Genomic DNA, 17,545 nt, shown 5'->3' with positions numbered 1-17,545 from the left:
GAACCGCCAAGCCACCGTGGCTGCGGCAAGTTACACTGCTCGTTTCCCCTCGCACACGCCTCTTCGCCCCATGAATACCCGCGTCCTTACCGGCATCACCACCACTGGCACCCCCCACCTTGGCAACTACGCCGGAGCCATCCGGCCCGCGGTAGAGGCCAGCACGCAGCCGGGTGTGGACGCATTTTTCTTCCTGGCCGATTACCACGCACTCATCAAGTGCGATGACCCGGCCCGCGTGGCGCGTTCCCGCCTTGAAATCGCCGCGACCTGGCTGGCAGTCGGCCTGGATCACGAACGGGTCACGTTCTACCGCCAATCCGACATCCCGGAAATTCCCGAGCTGTGCTGGTTGCTGACCTGCGTCACCGCCAAGGGCATGATGAACCGCGCGCACGCCTACAAGGCGTCGGTGGACCAGAACGTGGCCAAGGGCGTGGACCCGGACGACGGCGTCACGATGGGCTTGTTCTCGTATCCCGTGCTGATGGCGGCGGACATCCTGATGTTCAACGCGAACCGCGTGCCGGTCGGCCGCGACCAGATCCAGCACCTGGAGATGGCCCGCGACATCGCCCAACGCTTCAACCATCTGTACGGACGCGACTATTTCACGCTGCCTGAAGTGGCTATCGAGGAAGACGTTGCAACCTTGCCGGGCCTGGATGGCCGCAAGATGTCCAAGAGCTACAACAACACCATCCCGCTGTTCGAAGGCGGCGCCAAGGCGCTGCGCGCGTCGGTGATGCGTATCGTGACCGATTCCCGCGCGCCCGGCGAAGCCAAGGATGCCGAAAGCTCGCACCTGTACACGCTGTACCGCGCGTTCGCCACACAGGCGGAATCGGCGGTGTTTCGCAAGCAGTTGGAAGACGGCATGGGCTGGGGTGACGCCAAGCAGGCGCTTTACGAGCACCTGGAAAATCGCTTGGCGCCGATGCGCGAAAAGTATGTGGAGCTGATCGCCAACCCGGGCCGCATCGAAGACATCCTGCAAGCGGGCGCCGACAAGGCGCGCAAGCAGGCGCTGCCGTTGATGCAGGAACTGCGTGTGGCGGTGGGCCTGCGCAATCTGAACGCGGGCGCCGTGTCCGGCAAGCCGCAAGGCAAGAAGGACAAGGAGAAGGGCGCGCGTTTCGTCAGCTTCCGTGACGACACGGGCGGTTTCCGCTTCCGCCTGTTGGGCGCTGACGGTGAAGAACTGCTGTTGTCGCAGCGTTTTGCCGACCCCAAGCAAGCGGGCGCCTTGATGCGCCGCCTGCAATCGGAATCGGCCGATCAGGTGCTGCAAGTGGCGGGTGAGGGCTACACGGTCGTCATTGACGGCGTGGCGGTTGCCGAAGCGCCCGAGGGTGTGCAGGGTGATGCGGATGCGCGCCTGACGCGTGTGCGCGAAGCGCTGGCGTCGTTGGCGCAAGAGTAGTAGGTGCTTGCCGGATGGCGGCGCATTGCGTTGCCATCCATGCTGCTGTGCCCGCTGCTACTCCCGCCGCAGCCGCTTTCCGTAAAGGCTCAGGCCGACCGCGCGCCCGCCACGATGCGGCCGTCGCGCACCTGGAAACGCTGCGCGCTGCCTTGGCCTGCGATCTCAAGCAGGTCGCCTTCCGAATAGCCGGTGACGTTGGGGCAGTCCAGCCATTCCGGGTTGATGAAGGGAAAGTACTTCAGCGCGCCGCTGCCTTGGCTGGCGAAATCAAAGGTGGTGTTGGCGACCACTTCGGGGTCCCACTGGCTGGCGTCGAAGGTCAGTGCGCAGCCCACGCCGATGCGGTACACGATGCTGGCGCCCATGCTGGCAAAGCCCAGCGCGCCCACTTGTAGCTGGGCGCCATTGCGCAATTCAATCACCCGGCTGCCCAGGCGTTCCAACGTGATGTGCTTGAAGGCGACTTCAGCGCCGTCAATGATCAGATGCGCGTATTGGCCCAGCGTGACTTCGGCGTAGGTGCCGCTATGGCCGGCTTCTTTTTCGGTAATGGTTGCCGCTTCATTGGCGGCAAGCGTAATGGTAGTGCGCATGACGAATGGCTCTCCGGGGCTTTCTACGGGATGGGGGCGCTTTTTCTTTTGCTTCTTGCCTGATAGACGGTTCGCGCCGCGGTTCGCCTGATCATGGATGTTTGTGTCTGCTGTGTTCCCCAATGCCACCAGCTTTTATTATTCGGACACAATTCGATATTTTCCCTTATTTTTAGAATCGTTGATTGAGCGCGCGCAAGAAAATGGGCCCATCTAGGGGAAAGTCCTAGGGGCTCGACGGGCAAGTAAAAAGCCCGTGCCCAACGAAAAAGCCAGGACCGTGTGGCCCTGGCTTTGTGGTCAACAGACGCGAAAGAATCAGCGCTTGAGCTTGGCGAAGGCGTCCGCCATGGCGCTGTTCATGCCGCTGGCGCCACCGGCTGCGTTGCCACGGCCGCCGTCGCCTTGTGCGCGGCGGGGGCGGTCACCGCCCTTGGGGGCGTCGCCGCTGCGGCGCGCGGGGGCGGCGGTGTCGTTCAGGCGCATGGTCAGCGCGACGCGCTTGCGGGCGGCATCCACTTCCAGCACCTTCACGCTGACCGTCTGGCCAACGCGCACGACGTCGCGCGGGTCCTTCACGAATTTTTCGGCCAGCGCCGAAATGTGGACCAAGCCGTCCTGGTGCACGCCTATGTCGACGAACGCGCCGAAATTGGCCACGTTGGTCACCACGCCTTCCAGCACCATGCCCGGGTACAGGTCGTTCAAGGTTTCAACGCCTTCCTTGAATTGGGCCGTCTTGAACTCGGGGCGCGGGTCGCGGCCGGGCTTTTCCAGTTCGGCGAAGATGTCGCGCACCGTGGGCAAGCCAAAGCGCTCGTCCGTGAAGTCGGACGGTGATACGCCTTTCAGGGCGTCGCGCTGGCCGATGATCTGTTTGACCTCGGCCTTGATCTTCGCAACGATGCGCTCGACCACGGGATAGGCTTCCGGGTGCACCGACGAGGCGTCCAGCGGGTTGTCACCGTTGGGAATGCGCAAAAAGCCCGCGGCCTGTTCAAAGGCCTTTTCGCCAAAGCGCGGCACCTTGCGCAGTACGTCGCGCGTGGGGAACGCGCCGTTCTCGTCGCGCCAGGAAACGATGTTCTTGGCCAAGAGCGAGTTCAAGCCGGACACGCGGGCCAGCAATGCGGCCGACGCGGTGTTCACGTCCACGCCCACGGCGTTCACGCAATCTTCAACCACGGCATCCAGCGAACGCGCCAGCTCGCGCTGGTTGACGTCGTGCTGGTACTGGCCCACGCCAATAGCCTTGGGATCGATCTTGACCAGTTCCGCCAGCGGGTCCTGCAAGCGGCGGGCGATGGACACGGCGCCGCGCAGCGTCACGTCCAGGTCGGGGAATTCCAGCGCGGCGGTTTCCGACGCGGAATAGACGGACGCGCCGGCTTCAGAGACCACCACGCGGGTGACTTTCAGGTCAGGAAAGCGTTCCATCATGTCGCCCACCAGCTTTTCGCTTTCGCGCGAGGCGGTGCCGTTGCCGATGGCGATAAGGTCGACCTTGTGGCGTGCCACCAGCGCGGCCAGCGTGTTGATCGTGCCTTCGCGGTCGCGGCGCGGCTCAAACGGGTAGACAGTGGTGGTGTCGACGACCTTGCCGGTCTGGTCGATGACGGCGATCTTGCAGCCCGTGCGAATGCCGGGGTCCAGCCCCAACACGGCCTTGGGGCCGGCGGGAGCCGCCAGCAGCAGGTCTTTCAGGTTGGCGGCGAACACGCGGATGGCTTCGGCCTCACCGCTTTCACGCAGGCGGCCGATCAGCTCGCTTTCGAATGCCGTCAGCAGCTTCACGCGCCAGGTCCAGCGGCAGACTTCACCCAGCCAGCGCGCACGCGGCGTGGCGTCCAGCGCGAACAGGCCATTGCCCAGTTTCAGGAAATTGGCGATGCGCGCCACGCAGGGGTGCGGTACTTGCGCTTCAAGCTCGGCTTCCAGCCCCAGGCGCAGTTCCAGCACGCCTTGCTGACGGCCGCGCAGCAGCGCCAGGATGCGGTGCGAGGGCAGCGTGCGCAAAGGCTCGTTGAAGTCGAACCAGTCGCGGAAGTTGGCGCCTTCGGTTTCCTTGCCGTCGATCATCTTGGAATAGATCAGGCCGGTGGACCACAGGTGCTCGCGCATGTCGGCCAGCAGGTCCGCGTTTTCCGCGTAGCGCTCGGCCAGGATGTCGCGCGCGCCGTCCAGTGCCGCCTTGGCGTCGTTGATGGACGCTTCGGGGTTCAGGTACTGCGCGGCCAGCGCGGCTGGGTCGCAGGCGGTGTCGGCCAGGATGGCGTCGGCCAGGGGCTCAAGACCGGCCTCGCGGGCGATCTGGGCGCGCGTGCGGCGCTTGGGCTTGTACGGCGCGTACAAGTCTTCCAGGCGCTGCTTGGTGTCGGCGGCGGCAATTTCCTGCTGCAGCTCGGGCGTCAGCTTGCCCTGCTGCGAGATGGATTCAAGAATGGAGCCACGGCGCTCTTCGAGCTCGCGCAGATAGCCCAGGCGCACCTCAAGGTTGCGCAGCACGGTATCGTCCAGGCCGCCGGTGGCTTCCTTGCGATAGCGCGAAATAAAGGGCACGGTGGCGCCGTCATCCAGCAGTTCCACCGCGGCAGCGATTTGGGAGACGCGCGCGCCGAGTTCGGTGGCAAGCTGCGCGACGATGCGGGCGTTGTCGACGCCGGCGGCGACGTTCGTGATAGCGGAAGTTTCAGACATCTCTATACGACGACAAAAAGGAAAAACGAGGGGCGGATTGTGCCATAAGCCGCTGTTACAGAACGTGCCAGGGTGGATGGATCCGTCCCTGGTCCGCACCGAAAGCCGGCCTGGCAAAGGGTATCATTTGGTCCTTTCCCACATCAGTGTCTGGCGCCCGAACCGTTACCGGTACCGGTTCACCATAGACTCCGACCGACACTAGGCTGCCGTAATGCTGGACCTGGATATTTCCGAATTTTTTGATGAAGACGGGCCCTTGGCCACGGCCATGCCCGGCTACAAGCCACGCCCGTCGCAGGTGGAGCTGTCGCAAGCTATCGGCGACGCCATCCAGGACCGCGCCACGCTCGTGGCTGAAGCGGGCACCGGCATTGGCAAGACCTGGGCCTATCTGGTGCCCGCGTTCATCCAGGGCGGCAAGGTACTGATTTCCACCGGCACGCGCACGCTGCAAGACCAGTTGTTCGCGCGCGATCTGCCGCGCGTGCGCGCCGCGCTGGCCGCGCCCGTCACCGCCGCCTTGCTTAAAGGGCGCGGCAACTACGTTTGCCACTATCACCTTGAACGCTTGCAGGGCGACGAACGCGCGCTGAAATCGCGCACCGAAATCCAGCAACTGCGCCAGATCCAGGTGTTCGCGGGCATTAGCAAAACGGGTGACCGCAGCGATCTTGCCCAGGTGCCTGAAGACGCCGACATCTGGCAGCGCGTGACGTCCACGCGTGAAAATTGCCTGGGCCAGGAATGCCCGCGCATCCGCGACTGCTTTGTCGTGAAGGCGCGCCGTCAGGCGCAAGAGGCTGACGTCGTGGTGGTCAACCACGCGCTCTTCATGGCCGACCTGGTGCTGCGCGAAGAGGGCGTGACCGACCTGCTTCCCGAAGCCGATACCGTCATCTTCGACGAAGCCCATCAACTGCCCGACACCGCCACCCGCTTCCTGGGCAACAGCGTGTCCACGCACCAGCTCATGGACTTCGGCCGCGCGCTGGAAGTGGCCGGCCTGGCCTATGCACGCGAGGCCGCCAAATGGAGCGACGTCAGCCGTCATCTTGAAACCGCCGCACGCGAATTGCGCTTGGTCTGTGCGCCGCTGGACCGCATGCCCGGCCGTAAGGCCACGTTCGAAGCCATCCCCAACCCCGAAGAATTCGACGAGGCATTGGCCACCTTGCGCGAGGCCGTGGACAGCGCCACCAAGGCGCTGGGCGCGGTGGCTGAAAAGCACCCCGACCTGATGGCGGCCGCCCGCAGCGGCGCCGAGATCTCGGTGCGGCTCAAGCGCTGGGCAACGCCGGGGCGCGCAGGAAGCGGCTTCGAGGACGAAGGCTGGGGCCGGGATGACCAGGCGCCAGAGCCCGCGCCTTTTTCCGCCGTTGAACCCGCATCAGCACCCACGTCAGAATCCGCCCTGGGCGACGGGCCGCCCACGCCCGCCGCCATCCTGGAAGGCGTGGCCGCGGCCGCCGAGCAATGGACGGGGCCGGCCGTGCGCTGGGTCGAACACGGCCAACACCATGTGCGCCTGCATTCCGCGCCGCTGTCCGTGGCGCAGGCGTTCTCCAAGTACCGCAAGCCCGGCCAGGCCTGGATCATGACCTCGGCCACGCTGTCGGTGAACGGCGAGTTCACGCACTTCACCAGCCAGCTGGGGCTGGAGCGGGCACGCACAGGCAAGTGGGAATCGCCCTTCAACTACCCCGAGCAGGCGCTGCTGTTCGTGCCGCGCGGCATGCCCGAGCCGCAATCGCCGCAGTTCCTGGACCGCTTCGTCGACACGCTGATGCCGCTGTTGGAAGCCAGCCCCGGCGGCACGCTGGTGCTGTGCACGACGCTACGCGCCGTGGAAAAAGTGGCCACCTTGCTGGCCGATGCTTTTGATGACGCCGGCCATGACTGGCCGCTCCTGAAACAAGGCGAGGGCACGCGCCGCGATCTGCTGGACCGCTTTTGCAAGTTGAAGCACCCGGTGCTGGTGGGTAGCGCCAGTTTCTGGGAAGGCATCGACTTGCCGGGCGACGTGCTGACCTTGGTCGCCATCGACAAGCTGCCGTTCGCGCCGCCTGACGACCCGGTCATTGAAGCGCGCCTGCGTGCGTGCCGCGCCCAAGGCGGTAACCCGTTCTCGGAATACCAATTGCCGGAAGCCGCCATTTCGCTCAAGCAGGGCGCGGGCCGCCTGATCCGCACGGAATCAGACTGGGGCGTGCTGATGGTGGGCGACGCCCGCCTGGTCGAAAAACCCTACGGCAAGCGCCTGTGGCGCGGCCTGCCGCCGTTTGCCCGCACGCGCGAACTGGACGAAGTGCTGGCCTTCTATCAGCGCAAGCAGGCCGGCGCGGACGCCTAGCGCGGCGACGCCCACACGCCCCGCGCGCAAGAAAAAAGCCCCTTGGAAAACATCCAAGGGGCTTTTCATTTCCCATGCGGTAAAGCCGGCTGATCGGCGGATCAATCAGTCAAACGGGTTCCACCAACTGCGGTCGGCCTGCAGGCCCTGCGTCTTGAAGGTGCTGTCGGGGAAGTTCTTGTCGTAGACACGCTCCGCGTCGTTCTTCAGGTCGGTCATGCCCAGCTTGTCGTAGGACTCGACCATCAGATAAAGCGCCTCTTCGGTGGCGGGGGCGCCCTCGAAGTCGGTGATGACGGTTTGCGCGCGGTTGGCGGCGGCCACATAGGCGCCCCGCTCGTAGTAGTAACGGGCGACGTGCACTTCGTTCATGGCGATGGTGTTGACCAGCCAGGCGATGCGCTTTTCCGCGTCTACCGAATACTTGCTTTCCGGGTAGCGCTTGACCAGCTCGTTGAAGGCGTCGTAGGACGCACGCAGGCCCTTGGGATCGCGTTCGGCGGGATCCTGGCCCGTGATGTTGGCCATGAACGCGCTGGCCGGCGTGAAGTTGATCAGGCCTTTCAGGTAGAGCGCGTAGTCGGTGCCGGGGTGGTTGGGGTAGAGCTGCTGGAAGCGGTCAATGGCGGCCAGGGCCTGTTCGTTTTCGCCGTCTTTCCAGTTGACGTAGGCCAGTTCAAGCAGGGCTTGCTGGGCGTACACGCCGAAGGGATAGCGGCTTTCGATGGCGGTCAGGCGTTCGCGTGCTTCCTTCCAGCCTCCGGAGGACATTTCGGCCTTGGCGTCGGCGTAGAGCTGTTCGGCGCTCCAGTTGGTGGTCTTGTCGTATTTGGTGTTGGTCGAGCCGCAACCGGCGATGACCAATACGGCAAATAGCGCGATAACCACGCGCAAAACCGGCCCGCTTCGGGATGCGGGGTTCGAGGGAGCTGCGGGGTGGTGAATCACGAGAATCGTATCCTTGGTGTTAGCATGGCAGGCTGATTATATGATTTGTCTCCATGTCTGATACAGCCGCCGGCACAGATCTCGTTTCCGACGACGAATTCCCGGGCCTTCCTGATGAAAACCCCGCCGAAACTCGCGGCGAACCGCAACTTGTAACGGTACCTTCCAGTACCCGCGCCGACCGGCTGGACAAGGTGCTGGCCGGCTTGTTGCCCGACCATTCCCGCAGCCGCCTGCAAGGCTGGATCGAATCCGGCAACGTGCACGTCAACGGCGCGCCCGGCAAGATCCGCCAGACAGTGGGCCCGGGCGACGAGATCCTGGTCTGGGCCCAGCCCGCACCCGATGCGCGCGCCTTCACTCCCGAACCCGTTGAATTCACCGTCGTGGACGAAAGCCCCGACTGGATCGTGGTCAACAAGCCCGCGGGCCTGGTCACGCACCCCGGTGCCGGCAACTGGAGCGGCACGCTGCTCAACGGCCTGCTGTATCGCTACCCGGAATTGGCGGCGGTAGCGCGGGCAGGCATCGTTCACAGGCTGGACAAGGACACCTCCGGGCTCATGGTGGTGGCCCGCAATGAAAAGGCCCAGACGCATCTGGTGCGCCAATTGCAGGCGCGCAGCATGGGCCGCGAATACGTGGCCCTGGCGCATGGCTGGGTGGCGGCGGCCGGCAGGGTCGACCGCGCCATCGGCCGCGACGCCCGCGTGCCCATCCGCATGAGCGTCGAACGCCCGGTCGCGCCCAAACCCGCCATTACCAATTACGCCCCGGCCCGTCGCGGTCAGGTGGACCCGGGCGGCCGCGTCACGGAAGTGGTGTGCCGCCTGGAAACCGGCCGCACCCACCAGATCCGCGTTCACATGGCCAGCCTGGGGCACCCGCTGCTGGCCGACACCATCTACGGCGGCAAGAACATTGCCGGGGCAACGCGTCAGATGCTGCATGCCCGCGCCCTGCATTTCGACGACCCAGGCGGCAACGGCGAGGTGCAGTTTGCGGCCGACGTGCCTGCCGACATGACACAGGTTCAGGAGACGATTGCATGGACCGCGTGATAGCCAGCCTGCCCGTTGTCACCGGCCCCACGTGGCCCGGCGTGACGTACTTCTGCACCACCCGGGCCGGTGGCGTGGGGGTGGCGCCGCACGACACCCTGAACCTGGGGCTGCGCGCGGGCGACGACCCCGCCACCGTGACCGAGAACCGGCGCCGGGTGCGCGCCGCCGTGCCGGGTGATCCGTTATGGCTGCGCCAGGTGCACGGCAGCGAGGTCGTGGATGCCGATTCCCCCGACCTGCCTGACGAACCCGCGCTGGACGCCAGCGTTACCTCGCAGCCGGGCCGCGTGCTGGCCATCATGGTGGCCGACTGCCTGCCCGTCGTTATCGCGGATGCCGACGGCAAGGTGCTGGGCGCGGCGCACGCCGGCTGGCGGGGCCTGGCGGGCGGGGTGCTGGAGCACACGCTGGCCGCCATGCGCGCCAAGGCGCCGGAAGCCACCGGCTGGCGCGCCTGGGTCGGCCCCGGCATCGGCCCGCAGGCCTTCGAAGTGGGGCAAGACGTGCTGGACGCCTTCACGGCGGACGATCCCGCCACCGCGCGCTACTTCACGCCACGGCCGGATCTTCCCGGCAAGTGGTTGGCCGACCTCGCCGGTTTGGCTGATTTCCGCCTGCGCCGTGCCGGGGTAAAAGAGGTGGCCTTGAGCGGCATGTGCACGGTATCGCAAGCGCAGCGCTTCTTTTCTTACCGCCGCGACACCGAAACCGGACGCATGGCGTTGCTGGCCTGGCTCGACCCGGTTTGATCTGGCGCAAGGCAGTCGCGGAAGGCTTGAACGCCTGCCGCGAAACTCCTTGTATACCCGCATTGACAGTGATGGACCCGGAATGCAACATCAATTGAGCAGTGTCGATAACAAGGTGTGGAAGTGAACGCCAATCTCTCCGCAGGTCCCATTCCGGTGAGCGTGGCACCGGAAATCCTGGCCGACATTCAGGCCGAATTCTCTCGCGAATGGCAGCGCCTTTGTGACGACGCCCGGCGCGGCGCGCTCGTGCCCCCGGCCGACCGCCGCTTCGCCGGCGACGCCTGGGCCGCCAACAATTCGCATCTGCTGCTGGCGCATACCTACCTGCTGTCGGCGCGCGCCATGCAGCGCATGGTTGACGCGGCGCAGGTCAGCGAGCCCATGCGCAACCGGCTTCGGTTTTCCATCATGCAGTGGGTCGACGCGCTGTCGCCGTCGAACTTCCTGGCCTTGAACCCGGACGCCCAGCAATCCATCGTGGAAAGCGCCGGCCGCGCCCTGAACGAAGGGCTGGCCAACCTGTTGGGCGACGTCAAGAAAGGCCGCATCACCCAAACCGACGAATCGCAATTCGAAATCGGCCGCAACGTGGCGGTGACGCCCGGCGAAGTGGTGTTCGAGAACAAGCTGTTCCAACTGATCCAATACGCACCCTCGACGGCCACGGTGCACGAGCGCCCGCTGGTGATCGTGCCGCCGAACATCAACAAGTTCTACATCCTGGATCTGCAGCCCGAGAATTCCTTCGTGCGCTATGCGGTTGACCAGGGCCAAACGGTGTTCTTGATTTCGTGGCGCAACCCGGTGGCGGGCGACGCCGACGGCGTGGACCGCGCCACCTGGTCCGATTACCTGGACGACGCCGTGCTGCAAGCGCTGCGCGTGGCCAGCGACATCACCAAGCAGCCCAAGGTCAACGCGCTGGGCTTCTGCGTGGGCGGCACGATGCTGGCCTCGGCACTAGCGCTGGCCGAGGCGCGTGGCGAACACCCGGTGGCCTCGCTGACCTTGCTGACCTCGCTGCTGGACTTCCACGACACCGGCATCCTGAACGTCTTTGTCGACGAAGCCCATGCGCTGCTGCGCGATCATCAGCTTGGCAACGGCGGGCTGATGCCTGGCCGCGACCTGGCCACCACGTTCTCGTTCCTGCGGCCCAATGAGCTGGTCTGGAACTACGTGGTCGGCAACTACCTGAAAGGCCAGAAGCCGCCGCCATTTGATCTGCTGTTCTGGAATGGCGACAGCACCAATCTGCCGGGCCCGTTCTTCTCCTGGTATTTCCGCAATACCTATCTTGAGAACAATCTGAAAGTGCCGGGCCGCGCGCAAGCCGCCGGCATGCCGCTGGACCTGACTCGCCTGACCATGCCGGCCTATATTTTCGGCTCGCGTGAAGACCACATCGTGCCGTGGGTCTCGGCCTATGCGTCCACGCAATTGCTGCGCGGGCCCCAGCGTTTCGTGCTGGGGGCGTCGGGTCACATCGCGGGCGTGGTGAATCCGCCCGCCAAGAAACGCCGCAGCTACTGGGTGGCTGACAAGCTGGGCCAGAAGGGCCATGACATGCCGGGTGATCCCAACACCTGGTTCGCGCAAGCCACGGAACAGGCCGGCAGTTGGTGGCCGGACTGGACGGCCTGGCTGGCGGACCACGCGGGCAAGCAGGTCAAGGCGCGTACAAAATTAGGCAATGCCAAGCACCAGCCAATCGAGCCGGCGCCTGGCAGGTATGTAAAGGTCCGGGCAGCCTGAAACCGCAATACGCGGTTTGCTCGGGACCAAGAAGAAAGTTAATCAACGAGGCGTCCGTCGCACACAGGAGGAAGTCCAATGAGCGGAAAACTGGCTTACGTAACAGGCGGGATGGGCGGTATCGGCACCTCTATTTGCCAGCGCTTGGCCAAGGATGGCTTTCGCGTCGTGGCAGGTTGCGGCCCCAGCCGCAACTACCAGCAATGGCTGGATGAGCAAGCTGCGCAGGGCTACACATTCCACGCATCGGTGGGCAACGTATCGGACTGGGAATCCACGGTGAAGGCCTTCGAGAAGGTCACGGCCGAACTGGGCGGTGTCGACGTGCTGGTCAATAACGCGGGCATCACCCGCGATGGCCTGTTCCGCAAAATGAGCGCCGATGACTGGCGCGCGGTGATCGACACCAACCTGAACAGCCTGTTCAACGTGACCAAGCAGGTCATCGAGGGCATGGTTGAACGGCAGTGGGGGCGCATCATCAACATCAGTTCGGTGAACGGCCAGAAGGGCCAGTTCGGCCAAACCAACTATTCCACGGCGAAGGCGGGCATTCACGGCTTCACCATGGCGTTGGCGCAGGAAGTGGCCAGCAAGGGCGTGACCGTCAACACGATTTCGCCCGGCTACATCGGCACGGACATGGTCCGCGCCATCCGTCCCGAAGTGCTTGAAAAGATCGTGGCCACCATTCCGGTGCGCCGCCTGGGCACGCCCGAGGAAATCGCGTCGATGACGTCGTGGTTGGCGTCGGACGAATCCGGTTTTTCCACCGGAGCGGACTTCTCGCTCAACGGCGGCCTGCACATGGGCTGATGACGGTCAGCGGGCCGCCCCGGCGGCCCAAGGCGCTGGAAGGTCTCGGGGAGAGGGCCTTCCAGCATTACACTCCACCTTATTCGAAGTCTTAGAGATCGCCCGATCCGGGGACACACATGACGCAAGCACAAACCGGCGCCAGCCTGCGCCTGATTAAAAAATACCCCAACCGTCGCCTATACGACACCCGGACCAGCACCTACATCACTCTGGCAGATGTCAAGCAACTGGTTCTGGCCAACGAAGAGTTCCAGGTGATCGACGCCAAGAGCGGTGAAGACCTGACGCGCAGCATCCTGTTGCAGATCATCCTGGAAGAAGAAAGCGGCGGCATGCCCATGTTCTCGTCGAACATGCTGTCGCAGATCATCCGTTTCTACGGACATGCCATGCAGGGCATCATGGGTTCTTACCTTGAGAAGAACATCCAGGCCTTCATGGAAATCCAGACGCGCATGGCGGAACAGTCCAAAGGCCTGTACGGCAGCCAGTTCGGACCCGAAGCCTGGACGCAGTTCATGAACGTGCAAACGCCCATGCTGCAAAACATGATGAACAACTACATCGACCAGAGCAAAAACCTGTTCGTGCAGATGCAAGACCAGATGCAGGACCAGACGCGCGCGATGTTCTCGACGTTCCCGTTCACGCCGGGCAGCACGCCGGGCCAGGGCCGCAAGTAAGCGTTGCGGGCGAGGGCGTGTCACCGCCCTTCAAGCGCCACCAGCAGCCGGTTTGGCACTCGCCTTGCCGGCTTTTTTGTGGCCGCGCGGCCCCTTGAGCCAACGCAATGAACTGACGCATCCAGGGCCTTTCGGTTCAGGGTGATGTCAGTTTTTTTCGTTACATTAATGCAAACGGTTCTTGTTTATGTTTTTAGAGCCGACATTCATTTATGTCTCAAGGATTATGCACATGATCAAGAAAGCCTTGGCGCTGGCCATCGTTGCCCTGAGCGTATCGGCCGCGAATGCGGCTGAATACCCCATCGGCAAGCCGGCAGAAAAGGGCGGCATGGAAATCGGCGCGGTCTACTTGCAGCCGATCGAAATGGATCCGCCCGGGATGATGCGTCCCGCCAAGGATTCGGACGTCCACCTTGAGGCCGATATCCACGCCACCGCCGGTAACAAGACCGGCTTTCCCGAAGGCGAGTGGGTGCCGTATCTGGTCGTGAACTTTGAAATTCAGAAGGTCGGTAGCCAGAACGTGCAGAAGGGCACCTTCATGCCCATGGTGGCCAACGACGGCCCGCACTATGGCGACAACGTCAAGCTGGAAGGCCCGGGCAAGTACAAGCTGAAGTACACGATCCTGCCGCCGTCCGAAAACAAGATGGCCCACTTCGGCCGCCACGTCGACAAGGAAACCGGCGTGGGTCCGTGGTTCGAGCCCTTTGAACTGGACTACGAATTCGTCTACGCCGGCACCGGCAAGAAGGGCGGATATTGATCGTGCGCCGCCTGCATCGCCTGATTGCCGCCGCACTGATCGGCCTGGCCGCCCTGGCCGGCATCGCGCCCGCGCAGGCGGCCGAACTGCCGACGTTCACGCTCAGGTTCAAGCCGGACGGCACGTTCGAGCCGGCGACCCTGGAAGTGCCCGCCGGCCGTTTCAAGATTGAACTCATCAACGAAAGCAACGAGCCGGTGGAATTCGAGAGCATTCCGTTGCGCAAGGAAAAAGTGTTGGGCCCGGGGGTGAAGTCCTTTGTGGTCATCACCATTTCCCGCCCCGGCGAATATCCCTTCTTTGATGACTTTCACCAAAGCGTGAAAGGCACCCTGGTCGTCAAGCCCAAGGAATAAGCGGTAGCTACACATGGAACAGGTTCTATTTATTGTCTGGCGTGAAAGCGTCGAAGCGTTGCTGGTGGTGGGTATCTTGTATACCTGGCTGCGCGCCACGCCCGAGGGCAAGCGCGGGCTGAACTACCTGTGGGGCGGCGTTGCGGCAGGTCTGGCGTTGGCCGTGGCCTTGGCGTTGGTGTTGCTGGGCGTGTCGTCCTGGCTCAGCGACGAAGGCCAGGAATGGTTCCAGGCCATCATGTCGCTGGCGGCGTGCGCGCTGGTTGTGCAGATGGTCGTGTGGATGAAAAAGCACGGCCGCACCTTGAAAAGCGAACTGGAAAGCGGCGCGCGCAGTTCGGTCGCCAACGACAACTGGTGGGGCCTGTTCGTGCTGGTGGCCATTGCCGTGGCGCGCGAAGGCAGCGAGACGGTGGTGTTCCTGTATGGCACCGTGTCGGCGGGCGAAGGCGGCAGCGACATGCTGATGCTGGCCTTGGCCGGTGTGGCCGGCTTTGCAGTGGCCTTGCTGACGTTCTGGCTGCTGCAACTTGGCGGCAAGCTGATTACGTGGCGCCGCTTCTTCCGCGTGACCGAAATCCTGTTGCTGCTGCTGGCCGGTTCGCTGCTGGTGGGCGGCCTGGACCACCTGATTTCGCTGGACGTGCTACCGACCATCATCGACCCCGTGTGGGACAGCTCGTGGTTGTTGGATGACAGCAGCGGCGTGGGCAAGGTGCTGGCGGATTTCGCGGGCTACCGCGCCTTCCCGGCCCTGACCTCGGTCTTGCTGTGGGTGGCTTACTGGGTCGTGGTCTGGGCGCTGCTGCGCTGGGTGGGCGACAAACCCGCCCGGGTTCCGGCTCCGGCTCCGGCCCCGTCCCGCAATGCATCCTGATTCCGACGTGATGCCGGACTGAACAATGAAGGTTTGACCATGGCTGCTGTACTCGGGAGGGCGACCTCCCGGATCGCCGATTTTCTTCGTGACCATGCCCCGCTGTTGCGCAAACTGCAGTGGGGCATTGTTGCGTTGTACGCGTTCCTGTTGATCGTGCCCGCGATCATGCCCTTGCCCGACAACGCGGCATCGGTGTTCAACAACCTGACCGTCGTCGCGCAGTTCGCATTCTGGGGCGTGTGGTGGCCGTTCGTGTTGATCTCCATGCCCATCCTGGGCCGCGCCTGGTGCGGCTGGCTGTGCCCCGAAGGCATGCTGACCGAGTGGGCCAGCGAACGCGGGCAGGGTCGCGCCATACCGAAATGGATGCGCTGGGGCGGCTGGCCTTTCGTGGCCTTTGCGCTGACGACGGTCTACGGCCAGTTGGTCAGCGTCTATCAATACCCGCTGGCGGTGCTGGTCGTGCTGGGCGGGTCCACCGTGGCGGCGATGATCGTCGGGTGGCGCTATGGCCGCAGCAAGCGCGTGTGGTGCAAGTACCTGTGCCCGGTCAACGGCGTGTTCAATTTGCTGGCCAAGCTGGCGCCCTGGCATTTCAAGGTCGACGAAGAAAAGTGGCGCCATCCGGTCATCCGGATCGAACCCATCAACTGCGCGCCGCTGGTGCCCCTGCGCCACATGAAGGGTGCGGGTGACTGCCATATGTGCGGGCGTTGCAGCGGCTACCGTGGCGCCATCGAACTGACACCGCGTTCGCCCGAAGAAGAAATCGTGCATGTCGCCGACGGCGACGCCTGGCAGACCGTGTTGCTGTGCTTTGGTTTGATGGGCATCGCCATCGGCGCCTTTCTCTGGAGCGCCAGCCCCTGGTACGTGACCGCCAAGCAATGGGCCGCCACCTGGTTGGTCGAGCGCGACATCATGTGGCCGTTGATGGACAACGCGCCCTGGTTCATCTTGACGCACTACCCCGACGTGAACGACAGCTTCTCGTGGCTGGACGGCGCGGGCATCCTGATGTTTGTCGTGGGCGCCACCGTCATCGTGGGTGGCGCAAGCTTCCTGTCGTTGTGGATCGCGGACCGGCTTGCGCCCGCCGCGGCCGTGGCCAATGCGCCCGCCTGGCGTTGGATTCGTCCGGGCGTGCACAAGCTGGCGCAGGCGCTGATTCCGTCGGCGGGCATCGGCGTGTTCCTGGGCCTGTCCGCCACCACGGTCAACCTGCTCAAGCACGAAGGGGTGCAAGCCGCGTGGGCAGGGCCGGTGCGCTTCACGCTGCTGACGCTGGCCGTGCTGTGGACCCTGCGCTTGTTCGCCCGCCTGCTCAAGCCGCGCGCGGCAAGTGGCGTGCGCAAGCTGGCCGCGTGGATCGTCCTGGCGGCGGGCCTGGCGCCGTTCTGCTTGGCATGGGTATTTTTCTTTGCGATCTGGTAAGCACTGCTTGATGGCTGGCGGCGGGCCACTGCGATAAAGTGGAACGCCTTGCCGGTCCGCCGGCGCCTTGATGCCTACACGCCAGTCCATGACTTCCTACGCCTTTCGCCTGCTTAACGTCTTTGCTTCAACCACCTTCAGCGGCAACCAGCTTTGCGTGTTCGAAGACGCGCGCGGCATGGACGACGCCACGATGCTGAACCTGGCGGCGCAGTTCAATCTTTCCGAAACCACCTTCATCCTGCCGTCGGATAACGCCGATGCGCGCGTGCGCATCTTCACCCCCGGCTACGAAATGAAGTTCGCGGGCCATCCCACGATCGGTACTTCACAAGTGGTGCGCGAGCTTCGGCAAACGGGCGATGCATTGACGCTGGAATTTGCCGCGGGCATCGTGCCGGTGCAAGCACAAGGCGATGCCTGGACATTCACCGCGCCATGCCCCGGTGGCGTACAGACGGCGACGCCCGAACTGGGCCGCGCCGATATCGCGGCGCTGGTCGGGCTCACCACGGATGACCTTGCCGCCGACCCGATCTGGGTGGATACCGGCGCGGACCAATTGCTGGTGCCCCTGGCCAGCGTGGAGGCGGTGCGCCGGGCGGCGCCGGACGCATCCAAGCTCAGTCGCTGGCAAGCCAGCAGCCTGGGCCGCAAGACGCTGTACGTGTTTGCGTTTGATGAAGGCAATGTGCGCGATGCGCGCCAGGTGGTGGTGGCGCGCTATTTCTTCGCGAAGGCGGGCGGTGGCGTTGACGAAGATGCGGGCACGGGTTCGGCCTGCGCCAACCTGGGCGGTTGGCTGATCCACCAACAACGTTCCTTGCCCGTCAGCATCCTGGTTGAGCAGGGCGACCAGATGGGCAGGCCATGCCGCCTGCTGCTGGACGTGCTGGCCGACGGCCGCATCCAGGTGGGTGGCCGGGCATTGGAAATCGGCCGGGGCAGCATCAGTATCTGACGGCACCCGGCTTGAAGGCCGCCCATGAAAAACGGCGCCTGTGTCAGCCACAGGC

15 protein-coding genes are annotated in these 17,545 nt (G+C 64.3%); 12 read left to right on the top strand and 3 right to left on the bottom strand.

Features of this window, described 5'->3' with window-relative positions:
• The first annotated feature begins 70 nt into the window (after positions 1 to 70).
• The gene (locus M2361_RS22100) at positions 71 to 1,423 is read left to right on the top strand and encodes a tryptophan--tRNA ligase (RefSeq protein ID WP_259251799.1); all 1,353 of its coding nucleotides are present in this window, start codon (positions 71 to 73) and stop codon (positions 1,421 to 1,423) included.
• Positions 1,424 to 1,512: 89 nt separating this feature from the next.
• On the opposite strand, the gene M2361_RS22095 is transcribed toward M2361_RS22100, so the two are convergent.
• Positions 1,513 to 2,019, bottom strand: a complete 507-nt coding sequence (locus tag M2361_RS22095) for a hypothetical protein (protein WP_259251798.1) — start codon at positions 2,017 to 2,019, stop codon at positions 1,513 to 1,515.
• A gap of 318 nt (positions 2,020 to 2,337) precedes the next feature.
• Positions 2,338 to 4,716, bottom strand: coding sequence for an RNA-binding transcriptional accessory protein Tex (gene tex, locus M2361_RS22090; protein WP_259251797.1), 2,379 nt, complete (start codon positions 4,714 to 4,716; stop codon positions 2,338 to 2,340).
• Positions 4,717 to 4,930: 214 nt separating this feature from the next.
• Between tex and M2361_RS22085 the strand changes: the two genes are divergently transcribed.
• Positions 4,931 to 7,069, top strand: coding sequence for an ATP-dependent DNA helicase (locus M2361_RS22085; RefSeq protein WP_259251796.1), 2,139 nt, complete (start codon positions 4,931 to 4,933; stop codon positions 7,067 to 7,069).
• 105 nt (positions 7,070 to 7,174) lie between these two features.
• On the opposite strand, the gene M2361_RS22080 is transcribed toward M2361_RS22085, so the two are convergent.
• Entirely contained in the window at positions 7,175 to 7,963 is a 789-nt protein-coding gene (locus tag M2361_RS22080; RefSeq protein WP_259252643.1) for an outer membrane protein assembly factor BamD, read from the bottom strand.
• A 107-nt stretch (positions 7,964 to 8,070) separates the two neighbouring features.
• On the opposite strand from M2361_RS22080, the gene M2361_RS22075 reads away from it, so the two are divergent.
• From M2361_RS22075 to M2361_RS22030, 10 genes are all read left to right on the top strand, one after another.
• Entirely contained in the window at positions 8,071 to 9,078 is a 1,008-nt protein-coding gene (locus M2361_RS22075) for an RluA family pseudouridine synthase (RefSeq protein WP_259251795.1), read from the top strand.
• Positions 9,066 to 9,830: a peptidoglycan editing factor PgeF gene (gene pgeF, locus M2361_RS22070; RefSeq protein WP_259251794.1), complete on the top strand. Its 765-nt coding sequence runs from the start codon at positions 9,066 to 9,068 to the stop codon at positions 9,828 to 9,830. Before M2361_RS22075 ends, pgeF begins: the two co-directional genes overlap by 13 nt.
• 123 nt (positions 9,831 to 9,953) lie before the next feature.
• On the top strand, positions 9,954 to 11,588 hold the full coding sequence (locus M2361_RS22065) for an alpha/beta hydrolase (RefSeq protein WP_259251793.1): 1,635 nt from the start codon (positions 9,954 to 9,956) through the stop codon (positions 11,586 to 11,588).
• A gap of 78 nt (positions 11,589 to 11,666) precedes the next feature.
• Positions 11,667 to 12,404, top strand: a complete 738-nt coding sequence (gene phbB, locus M2361_RS22060; protein ID WP_050447831.1) for an acetoacetyl-CoA reductase — start codon at positions 11,667 to 11,669, stop codon at positions 12,402 to 12,404.
• A 119-nt stretch (positions 12,405 to 12,523) separates the two neighbouring features.
• Entirely contained in the window at positions 12,524 to 13,090 is a 567-nt protein-coding gene (phaR, locus tag M2361_RS22055; protein ID WP_100857221.1) for a polyhydroxyalkanoate synthesis repressor PhaR, read from the top strand.
• A 232-nt stretch (positions 13,091 to 13,322) separates the two neighbouring features.
• Complete coding sequence (locus M2361_RS22050; RefSeq protein ID WP_100857220.1) at positions 13,323 to 13,859, top strand: iron transporter; 537 nt, start codon at positions 13,323 to 13,325, stop codon at positions 13,857 to 13,859.
• A 2-nt stretch (positions 13,860 to 13,861) separates the two neighbouring features.
• Complete coding sequence (locus tag M2361_RS22045; protein WP_404976436.1) at positions 13,862 to 14,215, top strand: cupredoxin domain-containing protein; 354 nt, start codon at positions 13,862 to 13,864, stop codon at positions 14,213 to 14,215.
• A gap of 13 nt (positions 14,216 to 14,228) precedes the next feature.
• On the top strand, positions 14,229 to 15,092 hold the full coding sequence (locus tag M2361_RS22040; RefSeq protein WP_100857219.1) for an FTR1 family protein: 864 nt from the start codon (positions 14,229 to 14,231) through the stop codon (positions 15,090 to 15,092).
• 39 nt (positions 15,093 to 15,131) lie between these two features.
• Positions 15,132 to 16,529, top strand: a complete 1,398-nt coding sequence (locus M2361_RS22035) for a 4Fe-4S binding protein (protein WP_259251792.1) — start codon at positions 15,132 to 15,134, stop codon at positions 16,527 to 16,529.
• An 88-nt stretch (positions 16,530 to 16,617) separates the two neighbouring features.
• Positions 16,618 to 17,490 (top strand): PhzF family phenazine biosynthesis protein, encoded by an 873-nt coding sequence (locus M2361_RS22030; protein ID WP_259251791.1) that lies wholly within the window; start codon positions 16,618 to 16,620, stop codon positions 17,488 to 17,490.
• The last annotated feature ends 55 nt before the right edge of the window (positions 17,491 to 17,545 follow it).

Origin of the sequence: Achromobacter sp. JUb104 (genome assembly GCF_024806975.1) — a bacterium.
Lineage (GTDB): Bacteria > Pseudomonadota > Gammaproteobacteria > Burkholderiales > Burkholderiaceae_B > Achromobacter > Achromobacter spanius.
The sequence above is the reverse complement of the archived record's forward strand: the minus strand, read 5'-3'. Positions and strand labels throughout refer to the sequence as shown.

Coding starts and splice junctions, on each gene's coding strand:
- M2361_RS22050 (WP_100857220.1), top strand. CDS start 13,323: ATGATCAAGAAAGCCTTGGCGCTGGCCATCGTTGCCCTGAGCGTATCG.
- M2361_RS22040 (WP_100857219.1), top strand. CDS start 14,229: ATGGAACAGGTTCTATTTATTGTCTGGCGTGAAAGCGTCGAAGCGTTG.
- M2361_RS22075 (WP_259251795.1), top strand. CDS start 8,071: ATGTCTGATACAGCCGCCGGCACAGATCTCGTTTCCGACGACGAATTC.
- tex (WP_259251797.1), bottom strand. CDS start 4,716: ATGTCTGAAACTTCCGCTATCACGAACGTCGCCGCCGGCGTCGACAAC.
- pgeF (WP_259251794.1), top strand. CDS start 9,066: ATGGACCGCGTGATAGCCAGCCTGCCCGTTGTCACCGGCCCCACGTGG.
- M2361_RS22085 (WP_259251796.1), top strand. CDS start 4,931: ATGCTGGACCTGGATATTTCCGAATTTTTTGATGAAGACGGGCCCTTG.
- phbB (WP_050447831.1), top strand. CDS start 11,667: ATGAGCGGAAAACTGGCTTACGTAACAGGCGGGATGGGCGGTATCGGC.
- M2361_RS22035 (WP_259251792.1), top strand. CDS start 15,132: ATGGCTGCTGTACTCGGGAGGGCGACCTCCCGGATCGCCGATTTTCTT.
- M2361_RS22030 (WP_259251791.1), top strand. CDS start 16,618: ATGACTTCCTACGCCTTTCGCCTGCTTAACGTCTTTGCTTCAACCACC.
- phaR (WP_100857221.1), top strand. CDS start 12,524: ATGACGCAAGCACAAACCGGCGCCAGCCTGCGCCTGATTAAAAAATAC.
- M2361_RS22100 (WP_259251799.1), top strand. CDS start 71: ATGAATACCCGCGTCCTTACCGGCATCACCACCACTGGCACCCCCCAC.
- M2361_RS22095 (WP_259251798.1), bottom strand. CDS start 2,019: ATGCGCACTACCATTACGCTTGCCGCCAATGAAGCGGCAACCATTACC.